The organism is Flavobacterium sp. LM4, from assembly GCF_002017935.1.
Taxonomy (GTDB): domain Bacteria; phylum Bacteroidota; class Bacteroidia; order Flavobacteriales; family Flavobacteriaceae; genus Flavobacterium; species Flavobacterium chungangense.
Genome location: NZ_MUFW01000001.1, coordinates 2919871 through 2937356 on the forward strand (window position 1 = coordinate 2919871; position 17486 = coordinate 2937356).

General features: G+C 33.3%; 8 protein-coding genes. All 8 read right to left on the reverse strand.

The window, feature by feature from the left end:
- Positions 1 to 268: 268 nt before the first annotated feature.
- Positions 269 to 922: a hypothetical protein gene (locus BXU10_RS25265; RefSeq protein WP_223255432.1), complete on the reverse strand. Its 654-nt coding sequence runs from the start codon at positions 920 to 922 to the stop codon at positions 269 to 271.
- A complete protein-coding gene (locus BXU10_RS12815; RefSeq protein ID WP_223255433.1) occupies positions 892 to 3567 on the reverse strand; it encodes a VCBS repeat-containing protein in 2676 nt (891 codons plus the stop codon). The genes BXU10_RS25265 and BXU10_RS12815 overlap by 31 nt, the downstream gene beginning before the upstream one ends.
- 53 nt (positions 3568 to 3620) lie before the next feature.
- On the reverse strand, positions 3621 to 5831 hold the full coding sequence (locus BXU10_RS12820; protein WP_078227649.1) for an FG-GAP-like repeat-containing protein: 2211 nt from the start codon (positions 5829 to 5831) through the stop codon (positions 3621 to 3623).
- Between the two features lie 34 nt (positions 5832 to 5865).
- Positions 5866 to 7350, reverse strand: coding sequence for a vanadium-dependent haloperoxidase (locus tag BXU10_RS12825; protein WP_078227650.1), 1485 nt, complete (start codon positions 7348 to 7350; stop codon positions 5866 to 5868).
- Between the two features lie 168 nt (positions 7351 to 7518).
- Positions 7519 to 8061, reverse strand: a complete 543-nt coding sequence (locus BXU10_RS12830; protein ID WP_078227651.1) for a hypothetical protein — start codon at positions 8059 to 8061, stop codon at positions 7519 to 7521.
- Positions 8062 to 8193: 132 nt separating this feature from the next.
- Positions 8194 to 9678 (reverse strand): RagB/SusD family nutrient uptake outer membrane protein, encoded by a 1485-nt coding sequence (locus BXU10_RS12835; protein ID WP_078227652.1) that lies wholly within the window; start codon positions 9676 to 9678, stop codon positions 8194 to 8196.
- A 13-nt stretch (positions 9679 to 9691) separates the two neighbouring features.
- The gene (locus tag BXU10_RS12840; protein WP_078227653.1) at positions 9692 to 12697 is read right to left on the reverse strand and encodes a TonB-dependent receptor; all 3006 of its coding nucleotides are present in this window, start codon (positions 12695 to 12697) and stop codon (positions 9692 to 9694) included.
- A gap of 653 nt (positions 12698 to 13350) precedes the next feature.
- Complete coding sequence (locus BXU10_RS12845; RefSeq protein WP_078227654.1) at positions 13351 to 17481, reverse strand: hybrid sensor histidine kinase/response regulator transcription factor; 4131 nt, start codon at positions 17479 to 17481, stop codon at positions 13351 to 13353.
- Between the last annotated feature and the right edge of the window lie 5 nt (positions 17482 to 17486).

The window sequence follows — 17486 nt, forward strand, 5'->3', positions numbered from 1 at the left end:
AGAAAAAACATGGAATATTATAAACAAGGTTCTTGGTTAAATTGAAATAGTTTTTTGAATTATTTCAAAATTGCCTGTTCAAACAGTCTGGGTCTTCAAATATTGAATTACTAATTTATAGTATCTAAAAACAATTCCTTACAAGATCTTTTTTGATCTTGTAAGTACTGTATTAACTTAACATCTGAAAGTTAAAATTCCTTTTCACATGAAATCAGCAAATCAATTTTGTCCTAGACAATAACTATCACAGCTGTCTGTAGGAAGCCTAATTAATTCTGATACTTTGCAAAAACGAATTGTTATTGGTTACGAGAAAGTAATTTTTGTCTTTTACTTTAATTTTTTCCATGTTTTTAACATCTCCGGGAGTAAAGAATCCGCTTTTAACTGCTGAGACAGGTAGGAACGCACCTTTACCATTTCCTTTTAAAAACAAACCATGACCTGCATCATTTCTTGGTGTTTCCACTTCAGAATTAAACATATTCCCTGTAATTAAAGCATCAAGGTTTCCATCCTTATCGTAGTCATCAACCGCTATTTGATTGATACAGCTAATCTGTGCCTGAATAGGTAGTTTATGGATGACAAATTTTCCATTTCTGTTTTCCAGATAGATACTTGCAAAAGATTTTACTTTATAATGCAAGGCTTCTTTAAGTGATTTTTCTGTGTATACATCGACCAAAGTAGCTTGTGAAAAACTTTCGTAGTCCTTGAATTTCTTTTTGATATTTGGGATTTGTTGAGAGGAACAGCCACGACCACGTACTGGATATTGCTTACCATCATTATAGTAACTTAACACAATATCTTTGTGTTTATCATTATCAAAATCTTTTACAAAAATATCAAAGGTTTCATTTGGAGTAGCTTGATATTTATAATTCAGACCATTGTTTCCAACAATATAATCCATGTCACCATCCTTGTCAAAATCGCCTTGCTGAATGCTCCACCACCAACCGGTTGTATCATCACTAAGCCCATGTTTTTTGTAACTTCTTTGAAACCAGATTTCGTGTTTTGAAAAACACGGATTGGCATCCATTCGCCCACAACAATAATATCGGCTAGTTTATCATTATTAAAATCGGTAATTACAGCACTTGTTGCCATTCCTAAATTGACAAATTCTTTAGGGGATTTTTTAGAAACTTCAAATTTAGGTTGCGTTGCAGTACTAATATTATGCAGCAAATAAGTTTTGGCAGGTGAAGGATATTGTCCCGGAACTTGTCTTCCTAATACCAAAAGATCTTGTTTCCCATCTTTATCATAATCAATTGCATATACTTTTGAACCACTCGTTAACATGATTGGCAACACTCCTTTTGAAGCTTTGGTAAAATCTCCTTTTCCGTTGTTGAGGTATAATCTGTCTTGCAGTTTCGGGTCGTTAACTAAAAACTCATAACCGCCACTCACAACATATAAATCATTATCGCCGTCACTATCAGCATCAAAAATCAATGCTCCTGTATCTTCACTAAATTTATCTTCCTCAAACGCCGGAATATTTTTTTCAGTAAAACCTTTTGAAGTTTGTAAAAATATTTTTCCTGTGTAGCCAGAAGATCCTCCAATGAAATAATCATCAAGACCGTCTTTATTTAAATCTCCTACAGTAATACAAGGTCCGAAAGTAGACATTTTATGAGGCAGCAATACCTGATCTTTAAAATCATCGTATTTATTTTCTTCGTGTTTAAATACGGGGAAAACTCCATTTTCTGTTGCAAAAAGAGCATTTTTTGCAATTGGTTTTGCAGTTGTTTCTTCTTTGGCATCCTGTTCCTTAAAGTTTAGCGTTTGGTTAGCTTTCACATTGTATAACTTTTGCACCTTGCCATTAGTCCAGACTACTTTTACCTCGTCGATTGTTTTGTCTTTTGCTAAACCAAAATGCAATTCGGGAGCTACAGATGACTGAAATCCTCTTGTTAAGGTAAGTTCCTGCATTTGGGTTCCTTTTTTTGTTTTTATATACACACGATTCCCTAATCCAAAAGTATTTTTTGAATTTCCTTTGAATTTTACCTTGATGTAATTATTGATTTTAGAACTTGAGTTTTCAAAAACAGAGGCATAATCATCGATATTGTTTACTATCAAATCTAAATCGCCATCGTTATCTAAATCGCTGTAAGCTACACCATTTGAAAAGCCTTTGTATTCAATTCCCCATTTTTTATTTACTTGTTCAAAATTTAAATTTCCTTTATTTTGATACATGAAATTATCAATTTTCTCAGAAGGAATTTCCTGCGTTTTCTTAAGTAAGTCTTTTGGTTTTAAATTTAAAGCTTCCAGTTTATTAAAGAAATCATTATTATTAATTTCTCTTCGGGTTCCGTTACTTACAAACAAATCTTTGTTACCGTCATTATCAAAATCCGCAAATAAAGGTCCCCAGCTCCAGTCAGTAGATGAGGTTCCTGTAATGCGGGATACATTGCCAAAATGCGGAATTCCGTTTTCATTTACTCCTGTGTTGAGCTGCATGCAATTGTGCATATATTGGTAATTAAAACCGGCATCAACTACGTCCCAAAAAAGCTGTGGATTCATACTGGACATATTCGCTTTTTTACGGCGATTGTCCTTCGCATCCATGTCTACCTGAAAAACATCTAGATTTCCATCGTTGTTAAAATCAGAAATATCGACACCCATTCCGTAGAAAGAGTTATGTGCCATTGCTTGTTTTACCACTTCTTTAAAAGTACCATCCTGATTATTGATGTACATAAAATCGGGTGAGTTGAAATCATTTGAAACATATATATCAGGCCAGCTGTCATTGTTTAAATCACCAATTGTTGCACTTAATGACAGTCCATAAGCTTTTACACCTGCTTCTTCGGTAACATTAGCAAAATGATTGCCGTCATTTCGGTATAAATGTCCTGTTTCATTGTCTTTGACATGAAGCATCATCTGTACATAGTCCCGGGTTGCGGAGCTGAATTTTGTAGGCGGGTAGTTGGCTACAAATAAATCTAAATCACCATCTTTATCATAATCAAAAAAGGTGCCCTGAACACTATTTCCTATATCATCAATTCCGTATTCTTTAGCTTTTTCTGTAAAGGTTCCGTTGCCATTATTGATGTACAATTGATTGTTTTTTGGACCAAACTTTCCGCTTACACTACAATAAATATCTAAAAAACCATCTCCGTTTACATCTGCCATAGTTACTCCATTGTACCAACGCGTATCGCCTCCAACACCTGCTTTTTTGGTAATATCTTCAAATTTTAGATTCCCTTTGTTTAAATACAATTTATTTGATACCTGATTTCCGGTAAAGAAGATATCTACCAGGCCATCATTATTGATATCCCCTGTAGCAACTCCTCCTCCCAAATAAATATAATTGTAGGTGAAGTAATTCAAAGAATCATTTTCTGTCAGATTATTGCTAAAATCAATTCCTGTATCAGCACGGTCCAAAGAAGAAAATATAACTTCATCTGATTCTCTATCAGAACAGCTAACAAGCAATAATAAGCTTAACAGGCTAAAAAAAACTACTTTTATTTTTTTTGTATTTTTCATTTTTATAATAATAAAATTTATCTCTTAAATGTTTAAAACTCCCATTTACTGTATCAAATACAAATAGAGGATTTTGCTCCGGTAGTTGGAAAAACTGTTTTTTTAATATTTACTTTTGAAAAGTTTTTTTCTCCCTCTGTAATTTTAATGTATTGATTTGGCTGTATGTTTTTAAACACTTGCTTCTTCTGGTTTTTTTGCCAGGTAATTTCAATTTGATCAATAATTCTCGCTTGTCCAATTCCAATTTCCATTCTTAAGGCTGATGCCCCAAAACTTCCACCTGAATTTACTATCCTGTATACAGATCTTGAAACACCATTTTCCCTGAAACTGACTTTTATTTTTGTTCCAATAGCAGAACGGTTGCTGTCTGTACCTTCTAATTGCAATTTTATCCAGCGATTAGTGTTTTGACCAGGATTCAGGTATAAGGAATTACTGAAAGCATCTCCTGCATAAGCACCTCCAACTTCTATAAAAATATCTGTATCTCCATCATTATCCAGATCATTCAGGGCTACGCCATGACCTTTTTGCAAATTCCCTACCCGCCCGGAAACAGTAACATCAGCAAATTTTCCGTCACCCATATTTCTAAATAATTTATTAGGAATTAGAGATTTATAATCTGGATTTCCTGTTCCGAGATACATATCCAAAAAACCATCATTATCAATATCACCAAAATTGGACCCCATTGCAAATACCGTCTTACTTAGCCCTGATGCTTTAGAAACATCTGAGAATGTGCCATCATGATTATTGCGATACAAATACATTTTGCTGCTATTATTACGGATATTCAATGCTTCCATTGCAAATTCTCCTCCTATAGAACCATCATATTGGTAGCCACAGACAAAAATATCCTGCCAGCCATCATTATCATAATCCCAAAACCATGTTGGAAAAGTCATTACATTGATTCCTGCTAAACCTGCCTGATCTGTAGCATCTATAAATTGTGGAATACCATTTTTGATTCCTGTATTTTTTAATAATATTTTCCTTTTATCCATTCCGGAAAGAAATAAATCAATATCGCCGTCATTATCATAATCTGCTGATGTTGCTCCTTTTATATAACTGACAACGTCGCATTTAGCAGCATGGGCAACATTGGTAAATGTTCCGTCCTGATTATTCAAATACAATTCAGAAGGGTAGGATTCATCATGTGATGACTCGTTACCAATAAATAAGTCTAAATAGCCGTCATTATTAAAATCATTCCACGTACCAGCCTGAGTAGGAAATTCAGAATACAACCCACTTTTAATAGTTACATCAGTAAAAGATCCATCACCATTGTTACGTAACAGCGAGTTAGGCTGTCTTCCGAATTTACGCATCCAGGCACCTCTCAAAACAAAAATATCGGTATCGCCATCATTGTCATAATCAGCTTGTATCATATTCAATCCTCCTTTGAAACGCCCTATTTCAGATGCTTTGGAATAATCAATATATTTCCCTTTTTGGTCATTTTGATAATAATGCATGACTCCATCCAGACTCCAGTCAGAGGTCACAATATCTAAATAATTATCATTGTTGAAATCATCAACAATAACTCCACCAGACATATTCCTGGTTTTTATGCCAACATTTGCAGCAACATCCATAAAAGGTTTTATTGTATATCCTGAATTATCTTTATTTAGATTAGGTATCAGCCACTGTTTGGGAACATTCAAGGGATATCCGTCTATGGTCATATAAGCAATATTCAGCAGCCATCTCGATTCATAATCATTAGGATTTATATCCAGTAATTTTTTATAAATTTCAATTGCTTTTTGAGAACCCTGACGTATAGTATGAATTCCACTTTTTTGTATTGGAATAATACACGATTCCGGATTATGGTAATTGACGCAATTTTGTTTTTCTGCCAGTCTCATATAAGCAATTGCTAAAAAATTTAATGACTGAGGGTTATCTCTGCCATCAATTGCTTTTTGTCTTTTGATTGCACTTTCAATAATTGAGACTGCTTCTGATTCTTTACCGAGTTTTAATAATGCATTTCCTTTATTTATTTCATTATATAATTTTAAATGTCCTTCATAGGAATTTTTTATTATTGAATCAAAATAAAGGATTTCTGCTTTTGTAGCAAATGGATTTTTTCTAACATCATACATTCTATTCCTGGCCTCCAAAATCTTAACCATCTTGTCATTAGGATTAGAAAAATAATCGCATGACTGTAACAAAATAGATAGTATAAATAGCAATGTTAACTGTTTAATTTTCATAATTAAAACATTTTAGATTGTGTTAATCGTGCTATTATTTATCGAATTTTTTGTTTCCTATATGAAGATTATAGAACTTCCAGACTTCATGGGCCACATTTCTGCCCAGCTTTAGTCCTTCAACATTATCTGCCTGAATATGATAGCCTCCCATTACTCTGGAAATCCCCGCCATATTTGCTGTTTCTGTAAAAGTTGGGAATTTAAGTACAACAGGTTTTCCAATGTTATTTGGTTCTGTCATTGCTCCTGGAGTGCTCCATGTTGCAGATTCTCCAAAAGTATCACTTCCGGTCCATAATTTTAGTGCTTCACCACAACCGCCACTAATTGTACTATGTCCGGAAACATAACCCGGAAAAGCGGGACATAAAAAAATATCTGGTGAGTAAGGTCTCCAGTCTTGGCCTTTCATTTCTATATTTCCAAAACCAGGTCCCCCCCAGGCTTTTATAGTCTGATCTTTATAATAATGATGTACTAAAGCATAAGGACGGGCAAAATCATAAAACATTTTTGTATCCCAACACGCTATAAAACAATCCATTGCAGTTACCTGATTATAGAAAAACATTTTTACATCCTGATCTAAAGTATGCTTATCACGTCTGGAAACATCCTGGGCAAACTTTAACCAATGTCCGGCTTGTTGTACTGATTTTGGACCATCACGCATAAATTCTACCAATGCTTTTTGTTCGTTGGTTAGATTATATTGTAAATCAAGTAGTTCTTTAACTTCATTTTTAAGTTGTTCTGAATCCAATGCAGGTGGAGGTATAGGGCGAAACTGATCACCAGATTTTAATCCTACAGGTTTTACTTTGTTCCAAAATGGAGTGGCACAGCCTGGCGCAAACTTACCGCCTTTTCCATCTGAAAAATATTTTGGCTGCCAATGAATTACATCAATCATTTCATCTGGAGAATTGACTGGATTATAGTTTACATAGTTAAAATAGGGAGTTCCATTCGAACCATTTTCTTCTCCATATTGATTTGATCCATCATGTTTTCTTGCTTCAATTACAGCTTTTGCGGCTAAATTTCCTATTCCTACAGGCGTTTTAGGATCGAGTGATTTATCATTAGGATCCAAGCCTAATTTGACCATAAAAGCGACAAACATATCTTTGTCTGAAAAGTAATATTCACATAATGCATTATAGGCTGCATAACTAATAGCAATCTCTTTATTTTTGAGTGTCTGTTCTTTATTAGGTCTTCTTTCGGTATCTTTTAAGTATACAGGAATTGCCTTTTGATCATAACGACTCCAGGCATCAAAAACTGCAACAAATGTCAATCCAAGAAAACGAGAAGTTACTGTTGGTCTTGGTTTAAATCTATCGGTATCATTACCAGTGGCAAGTACTGCTATTTCTGACCATTTATAGGCCATATTGTTTTCTCCTGTTGTTTCTTTAATTTTAGTTTTACTCTCTTTGGTTTGAGCAAATATGGATGTAGTTAAAGTACCAAATAATAGTACTTTAAATAGTAATTTATGAATTTTCATTTTGGTGGTTTTATATGGTTTTTTGATAGTTTTCTTTCAATTAGAATTAATTGAGTGTTGTATGTCAAAATCTTAAATAAACAATTCAGTCTTAAGTTAAAAACTAAAGATTTAATGCAAGAGCATGATTGATTAAAAAGGCTATTTATATTTTAACACCAGGAAATACTATACCATATTTGGAGGAGGGTAATTGGTAGTAAAATATCCGGAAAGAAGATCTTCTTTTGGACTGTATGAATTTAAAGTAACAGGAAAAACTAATTTAGTTGTAGTACTTACTAAATTAATTGTATCATTAGGAATGTAATCCTGAATAAAGGATTTTATCAATTTTTTACTTGGATTTTCTTTATTTGAGTCGGTATCAAATATTTGACTGTCGACAATTTTTTTTAAATCATTACTCAAAACCTCTCGGTGAGAGTTCTTTAGGCAATATAATTTTAAAACATTGTTTAGGATTCTTTTCTTAAAAACATGGTAGGTCTTATTTTCGATTACTAAGTCTTCATTAACTTCTTCAAAGCCAGAATCTACAACATAAGCATAGGGGTTAATTTTAATTTCAATTATTTCAAAATTTGCGTTGTCAGTTTTTTCCATAGCATTCACCCACACTTGCTGTTGTTGTTCAGCAAACATGATATAAAATCCTAAAACATTGTAAAACAATGTTACGATTAAAAAAAGTGATGCAATTCTTTTCATATAAAACCGTCAGTATACTAATTACTTTATTAAATATGCTTTAAGTTATTTTATAAACTGTAGAAAGTAAATAAACAGCGCACTTAACATGCGCTGTTTTCAAATACTAACTCAACCTAACTAACTTAATTTTTAGTAACCAGGATTATTATCACTTGGTTTTATATTCGGATTAGAAGATGTTTCTCTGTTTGGTATTGGCCATAACTCACTTTTACCAGCTTGAAAACCAGTTCCGGCAAGCGCTGTATTTGCAATACCCCATCTAATAATATCATCAAAACGAACTTGTTCGCCAGCTAATTCTACTTTACGTTCATGAACAAGGGCAGTGAAAACCTGATCTTTTGTAAGTGTAGTTGCTAACAATGGTACATCTGCTCTAAAACGCACTTCATTAATGTAACCAATAGCGGTGGATTGTACACCTCCGGCTCTTAAGCTTTCGCACTCAGCTTTCATAAGTAAAACATCTGAGTAACGCATAACTTTGAAGTTAATACTTGAGTCTAAGTTTTCATCTGTACGTTTGTAGTAGTTTTGATATTTTTTCCATCCTGCTCTTCTAATTCCTGCTGAAGAAGTAAAATTAGCAGCTGTCATTGTATTGGCCCCTTTATTGTATTTTGATCCAGGAACATAAAAAGTTTCTCCAAAACGTTTGTCTCCTGCTTCATATTCATCCAGTAAATTATCTGATGGATATACGTTGAACCATCCCAGATTTCCGTATTCCTGGCCTCTAAGAGTTGATTCTGCAACACCATCTCCAGCTGTATCGCTTCCCCATTTATCACCTACTCCAAGAGTTTCATCGTATTCAATCTCGAAAATAGATTCAGGACCATGTTCCGTTTCATCCATAAAATTGTTGTAAAAATTAGTTTCCAGGGTAAATCCTGTCACTTTATTAAAAGCAGCAAGAGCTTCATCATACTTTTTTTGATACAACAGGGCTTTCCCCAGATAAGCAAAAGCAGCTTCTTTTGTTGCTCTTCCTTTATCTTCTACAGTTTTGCTTAAAAGATTTTTGGAAGCAAAATCAAGATCAGCTTCAATCAGTTTATAAACTTCTTCTTTTGAGCTTCTGGCTTTACCTTCAGTAGTCTGCGTAGTATAAATAGGTAAATCGCCAAAACGAGGTACTAAAAGGAAATAATAATAAGCTCTTAGAAAATGAGCTTCACCTAAAAATTTATTTTTTTGCTCTTGCGTTAAAATGGAATTAGGTAAAGCCTGAATTTTTTCTTCATTATCCAGTACAAAATTAGTTTTTGATATTCCTAAGAAGCACGTTTCCCAAAAGTACTGAATAATGTCGCTGCTTGCATCAAAAGTAAAATTGCTAAAAGGAACTTTATTACCTTCTAATTGTGGATTTCCTTTAGCTTCCTGAGACATAAGGTCTAATGCAAAGAAAATATGGCGCGCATAGAGTCCTCTTGTCTGCAAGTTGGCATAACAGGCATTTACAGCAGACTGTACCTGATTTTTCGTTTTAAAGAAAGTTTCAGGAGACAAGGCATTTGGATTAGTTAATTCTAAATCCTTAGTGTCACATGAATTTATGGCCAAAATTCCGGACAATACTACAAATATATATTTTATTTTTTTCATTATCTTTTATATGTTAAAATGTAACTTCAAGACCAAAAATTACTGATTTTGGTTGTGGATATCTTCCTATATCAATACCTGCCGAGTTTGAATTTGCATCCACACGTGCAATTTCAGGATCAAGACCAGAATAATTTGTAATAGTGATAAGGTTTTGCCCACTTACATAAAATCTTATGTTAGAAAAATATTTAGCAAATGCATCTCCTGAAAATGTATATCCTATGGTGATATTTTTTAATCTTGTATAAGAACCGTCTTCAACATATCGTTGACTGGCTGATGCCCAGTTTTGACTTGCACCAAGTGCTCTTGGCAATGTAGCAGATGGATTAGTAACACTACCATTTACAACAACTGCTCTGTCTAAAACTTGTGTGCCAGAATTAAACAAACGCTGCATTGCTTCTAAGTCAAATTTATTTGAGTTAAAAACATCATTCCCGGATACTCCACTAATAAAGCAGTTAAAATCGAATTTTTTATATGATGCTGTAAGGTTTAAACCGTATGTAAAATCAGGATATGGATTTCCAATGTTTGTTTTATCTTCTGAATTGATTACTTTATCTCCATTACGGTCAACAAATCTAATATCACCTGGCTGGAAGGTAGTTTGACCAGGAGCTAAAACTGCATTTACTTCTGCTTGGTTTTGATAAATTCCATCAGTTTGATAACCCCAGAAATAGAATAATGGCTGACCTACTTCTAATCTTGAGAATTGCTCTAAACCAGCTCTTCCTGATGGGCCGCCTAATACACTAGTTACACCTGGCGCTAAATTTGTAACTTCGTTTTTGCTTGTACCTAAATTCGCTGTTGCAGACCAGGTAAAATCACCTTTTCTATCATTGTATCCCAATGTAACTTCGTATCCGGTTACTTTTACATCAGCAATATTTCGTATTTGTGTTCCTCCTGGAGAACCAGTAGAAGCGGCAAGTGGTACTGCAAAAAGGATATCACTACTTTTATTGTTAAAATATTCGATAGATCCAGTGATTTTTTCATCAAATAAACCAAAATCTAAACCGATGTTTCTGTCCAATTTTGACTCCCATTGCAAATCTGGATTAGCAGCACTTCCTGAAGTTGTACCTATTCCTGCCTGTCCATTAAATGGATATGTATAATTAGTAGCTAAACTAGAGCTATAGCGATAATCTTCAATTTTATCATTTCCTGTTGTTCCGGTAGATGCTCTAAGCTTTAAGGTACTGAAAATAGAATTTTCCATAAAACTTTCTTTTGCGATGTTCCAGCCTAAAGCGATAGAGTAGAAATTACCATAGCGTTTATTAGCTCCAAATCGCGATGAACCATCTCTACGTCCTGAAACTGCGAAAAGATATTTATCATCGTAATCATAATTAATACGGGCGATATAACCTAGATTGTTTGTCTCAAAATTATTTGAACTTAAGTTAGCATTCTGAAGACTTAACTGATCAATTTCATCAGAAATTAAGTTACGGCTTCCTGCTGTTACATTTCGGCTTTTATTCTCAATTTTAGTTATTACCCCTAATACTTCAATATTATGTTTATCTGCAATGGTAGTCTTGTAAGTTAAACCATTATCAAACACAATAGTCTGACCCTGAGAATTTATTTCTGCTGTTGTGGAGTAATCCTGAAAATGTGCTGATCCATCACGGAAACTAGGCACAAATGTATGGTCTCTGGTTGAATAATAATCTAAAGAAACCTGTGATCTGAATTTTAATCCTTTGTAGATTTCTAATTCTGCGAAAATGTTCCCAATTATAGATACTCCGTTAACTTTTTGGTATCCATGATTGGCTACACGTACAGGATTTTCAGCATCTTGTCCATCAGCTGCTGAAGGACCCTGATATCCACCTAAATTATTGGAATTGTAAACCGGTAAATATGGAGCCATTTTAATAGCATGCTCTAATAAAGTTCTTCCTCCGGCACTACGCTCCGGATTCGTAGTACTAAAAGATACTCCTATATTGCTTCCAACGCTTAGCTTACCAATTGTTTGTGTGTTATTAGCACGGAAAGAATAGCGTTCAAAACCTGTACCAATTAAGGTACCTTCTTGTTTTAAATATCCTGCGGAATATCTACTTGAAGAATTTTCAGAACCATTTGAGAAACTTAAATTATAATCCTGCATTAATCCACTCTGAAATATTTGATCCTGCCAATTGGTATTTATATTGCCAAACTCAGCAGCTCTTGCAGTTAAGTTACTTCCTAAATCGTTCGCATACTGAACATATTTCTGTGTGTTTAAAACATCATATCTTTTGGTAACAGTTTGGCTTCCGACATAAGAACTAAAAGTTAATTGACCAGGACCCTTTTTCCCTTTTTTAGTAGTTACCATAATAACTCCATTAAAAGCCTTTGAACCATATAAAGCCGTTGTCGAAGCATCTTTTAAAACAGACATAGATTCAATATCGTTTGGATTTAATCCTGATAAGTTACCTACTAAAACTCCATCAACAACATATAAAGGATCACTATTATTCATTGTAGCTAATCCACGAATTTTAACCGTAGGGCTTGAACCTGGTGCACCATTTACTACGCTAACCCCAGCAGCTCTACCTTGTAAAGCCGATTCAGCATTAGTAATAGGCACTGCTACTATATCTTTTGAACTTACTACTGAAATTGCTCCGGTTACTTTAGTTCTTTTTTGTGTACCGTAAGCTATTACAACTTCATTTAAGGTTTGTGTGGATTCGGCTAGTTTAATATTAATGACACTCTGATTACCAACGGTAATTGTTTGTGAAGTTAGACCTACAAATGAATATGTTATTTTGTCTGTATCATTTACTCCTTGTAAAGAGTATTTACCATCAAAATCTGTTGATGCGCTATTTTTTGAGCCTTGTACATTAATACTGGCGCCAGGCAAGGGAACTCCTGAAGGATCCGTAACCACACCTTGTATGGTCTTTGATTGTGCCATCACATGTTGAGTGCTAACTATTAGCAATGCGATTATTGCAAATTTTATTTTTAACATCATAGTTAATTGGTTTTTTGTTTAGTTAAATAATTGTCTGGATGTAAAGTTGTTATTTATTAATATTGACTATAGTTTATTTATACTCTTAAATTTCGAAAGTCACTAAATAATAAGTTCTTCTTAATTTAGATTTCTCAAATCATATTTTACTGTTTAATTTTTGATTTTAAAAAGAGATACTCAATAAATAAATTGTTTTCATTTCATGCTTATAAATTGTTTTAAAGTTGTTAATAATGTTTTTAGTTAATTTTAATATTGTTAATCCAAAAATAGAGTCTTAACATAAATTTCACATACTACAAATGATGCAAAAACTATCAAATTTGTAGCATTATACGTGTAAAAATAATATATACAGCGTTTTATGCTTATTTTAAAGGAAATGTAAATAGGGTATTATCAATAATGATTCTTTATTTTTTTGGATAGCAAAAAAATAAAAGACTATTTATCCATATTTAATAATTCTTAATAATAAAATGTAAGAAGAAAAAGCAAAAAATACTTTTAATTTTAAGTTGTCGTTTTAAATTAAAATGACAATATTAAATTTTATTCAACTTAAAATTTTAGGAAAAAATCAGACAAAATTTAATTTTGACACAAAAAAAAGACGGTATAAACCGTCTTAATTAATACTTTAAAAAAGCTTATTGTTTGTTGTTATGTGTAGGCAGATATCCGTATTTTTCTTTATAGCATTTTGTAAAATAGGAAGGAGAGCTAAAACCAACCTTAAAACTGATTTCGGTGATATTGTCATTACCAAGCTCTATTAGTTCTTTGGCCTTTTCTAAACGAACATTACGTATAAATTCATTTACTGATACACCAGTCAGCGTTTTAATTTTTCGATACAATTGGCTTCTGCTCAAAAATACCTTCGAAGCCAAAACTTCAACACTTAACTCAGGCTGACTAATGTTTTCATTAATATAATTCAGGGTGTTTTTTATAAATTCATTATCCAGAGTGGTTGTTTTTTCTTTTGCTTTTGGGGTAATTCCGTTATAGAATTTATTAAACATAATTTGCCTGCTGTTAATCAATTGTACTAAGCTGGACCTTAAAATATCCATATCAAAGGGTTTACTCAAATACATATCCGCACCAGAATCAATACCTTCCAGTCTTTCTTTGACTAGTGCCTTTGCAGAGAGCATCATCAGCGGAATATGGCTTGTTTTTAAATCTGCCTTAATGTTTTTACACAACTCTAAACCACTCATAACTGGCATAATTACATCTGTTAGGATCAAATCAGGCAATTTCTGCAGGGCCAATTCCAAACCAGCCTGGCCATTCTCAGCTACCAGAACCTTATACTCTTTTTTGAGTTCGTTTTTTAAATAATTCCGCAGTTCGACATTGTCTTCAACAATGAGAATGGTATGAATCCGATCCGGTTTTTGCTCATCATCTTGTGATTGAATGCCTGCTTCAACTATTGGCGTGAAACTTACTTTTTTTTCTTTTTTAAATTCCTCAAGCAGTATTTCACTTTCATTAAAGAACTCTTTTCCAATAGGGAATAGTAACTTAAAAGTGGTGCCAACTCCCAGTTCGCTTTCTACTTCGATTATTCCTTTATGTAATTCTACAAATCCACGAACCACTTCTAATCCTATCCCTGTACTTCCATAATAAGCTTTATTTAAGTTATTTACTTGGTAGAAACGGTCAAATATTCGCTTAATATCTTTCTTATCAAGTCCTGAACCTGTGTCTTGAATTATAACCTCAAAAGAAGGATAAGTGTTTGTTTGACCTATCAAAGGAAAATGAAACAATTCCTGATTGACTACTATTTTCACCATTATTTTGCCATTATCAGGAGTAACCTTGAAAGCATTTGAAATCACATTAAAAATAATTTTTTCGAACATTTTAGGGTCTATCCAATCTTTTAATGCTGTTTTATTGGATTGGAATTCCAGCTGAATTCCACGGCTGGATGCCTCTTGCTCAAAATAACTGACAATTTCCCTTGTAAAACTTACCACCTCGATTAATTGCAATTGCAGGGTCATTTTATTGAACTGCAGCTGGTTGAAATCCATCAGCTCATTAATCAGTCTTGAAAGTCTGTCGGAACTTTTTTGAATTGTCTGTAGTTTTCTCAATACACTCTCTGGCAGCTCTGAACTGTAATTCCTGATGATATCCCCTAATGGGTTTAAAATCAAAGTAAGGGGAGTTCGAAACTCATGAGAGATATTGGTAAAGAATTGTAATTTTTTATTATTTAATTTTTCAATCTGAATTGCTTTTTTCTGTTCAAATTCTATCAGTTGTTTTTGTTTAAAACGATTTTGATAGTATTGATTGGTAAAATGAACTGCTGCAAAAAGCAATAAAGAATAGAACAGATAAGCAAAAGATGTTTTCCACCAGGGCGGTAAAATTTCAATTTTTAGTTCTAATGGTTTCTGGCTCCATGCTCCATTTTTTTCGGACGCTTTAACCTTGAAAACATAATTGCCTGGGGCTAAGTTAGTATAAGTTGCAGAGCGTTTACTGCCAACATAATTCCAGGAATCCTCAAAACCTTCTAAATAATAAGCAAATTCATTTCTGGCAGGAAAAGAATAATTAACCGCAATAAAATCAATTGTAAATACAGACTGATCATGTTTAAGGATTATTTTTTTTGTTTGGGATATTACTTTTATTAAGGGTGAGTTTTTTTCAAGCGGCCCTACTGATTTATTAAAAAGTTTTAGGTCGGTAAAGTAAATCGGAAGCTGTTTTTTACTTTTAACTAAACTTGTAGGGTCAAAGTAGTTCAAGCCTTCGTAGCTTCCAAAATAAAGCAATCCATCTTCATCTTTCAGGACAGAATTGTTATTAAAATCATTTCCAAGCAGGCCATCATATGTTGAGTAATTAACGGTAGTCTTGTTTTTTAAATTCAGTCTGGTAATTCCTTTCTTTCCACTTACCCAAATACCGCCATCATTAGATTCTACAATCGACGAGATTGACTTTTCATGAAGGCCGGGAAAATTTATATGCCATTTCAGTGAATCTGTTTTTTTATTGTAGCTAAACAATCCGGCACCATCAGTGCCAATCCAGATTTCTTTGTTTTTAGCCTCATACAAAGTATTAATAGTATGCGTGCTTTTATGATTTCTAAACTTTTCAGACATTTTATCTCGTAAGGAAGTGACTGAAAAGGCAACAAAATCATTTGTTTTAACTCTGTACAAACCTGTTGTTGAACCAACCCAAACATTATCATCAGAATCAACCATCACATTTCTGATGTCTAAATTCACTAAGCCATTTTTATAAAATGGTTTGGAATTGCAATGGTGAAATTTCCCATCTGAAGGTGAATAATAATGCAAACCCTTTGCAAAGGTTCCTATCCAAACGACACCTCTTGAATCTTCAGCAATACTCATAATATTATCCGAGGCCAGATTAGTATTTTTTGTATTGTAATTAATAAAGTTCCTGCTTCCTTTCTTTAAAAGAAAAATCCCCTCATTCCAGCTGGATAACCAAATGTTCTGTTTTTTGTCAATAAATACATTTGTAATGTTATCATTGGTTAAGCCGGAATAAAAGCTATTATCAGATTTGGTTATATGCTTAAAATTTTTGGTTTTAGGATTGTAAAGATCAACTCCTCCGCCTTCCATAGAAATCCATAACTGTCCGTCATTATCCTTGGCAATATCGGTAACACAATTGGTTTGTAAGGATTGGGAATTCCCAGGTAGACTTTCTATAATATTTACCTTGCTGTTTATTCTGTCAAAAACACCTAAGCCCTTATTGTAATAACCAAGCCAAATTCTACGCTCTTTATCCAGAAATAAAGACCAAACAGAATTTGAACTTAAACTGCGAATATTGAACTTGCTGTTTACATATTTTTTTTGAACCAAACCCTGATCGTTTACAATAATGAGTCCGTCATTTTCTGTTGCACAAAGAATTGTTTTAGCATCTGTTGCCAGTATCGACATAATTCTTTTTTGTGTGATAGGGTAAGAAACAATGTGTTTAACTTTAGAATTTAAATCTACCTTAACCAGACCTTTGTAGCCATTACCGATCCATAAGTTTTGCCTGCTATCCACAAACATAGATACAATATTTCCTGAGAATGTTTGATTCTCTTTGCCTATGTTTACCTTTTTAACCTCATTTTTTATTGGATCAACGACCTTTAAGCCAAGATTAGTACCTAAATAAATAGTGCCTTTTTTATCTTTTACTAAACTATTGATAAGGTAATTTGACGGATTAGCAGCATCAAGTTTTACCGGAGTTATTTCCTTTGTCGAGCTATTTAATTTCAGTAATCCGCCATTAAAAGTTCCTAAAAAAAGATTGCCTTTATTGTCCTCAATAATACTTTTTACAGAGATTACGTTTTCTTTTCTAATTTTCTTTTGAATATCAATATTTTCAAAAGTATTCAAATTTCGATTATACAGACATAATCCCTCATCTGTCCCTATCCACAATCGGTTGCGTGTGTCTACGTAAGCTACATAAATTAAATTGCTGTTAATAGAATTATTTACGTTGGAGTTTTGCTCATAAGCGACATAGTTAACACCATCAAATTTATATAAACCGGCACCATTTGTTCCAATCCACATGTTACCGGATTTATCCTGTGTTATGGTGTAAATACCACTTTTTGAAGTCTCATTACTTATTAATCTAAACTGATAGTTTTCAAATGTATTTTGAGAAAATAAGTTGTTTATGGTAAAGAGTAAGATGGCAATAAATCTAAAACATTTTTTTAGGTACATTATAA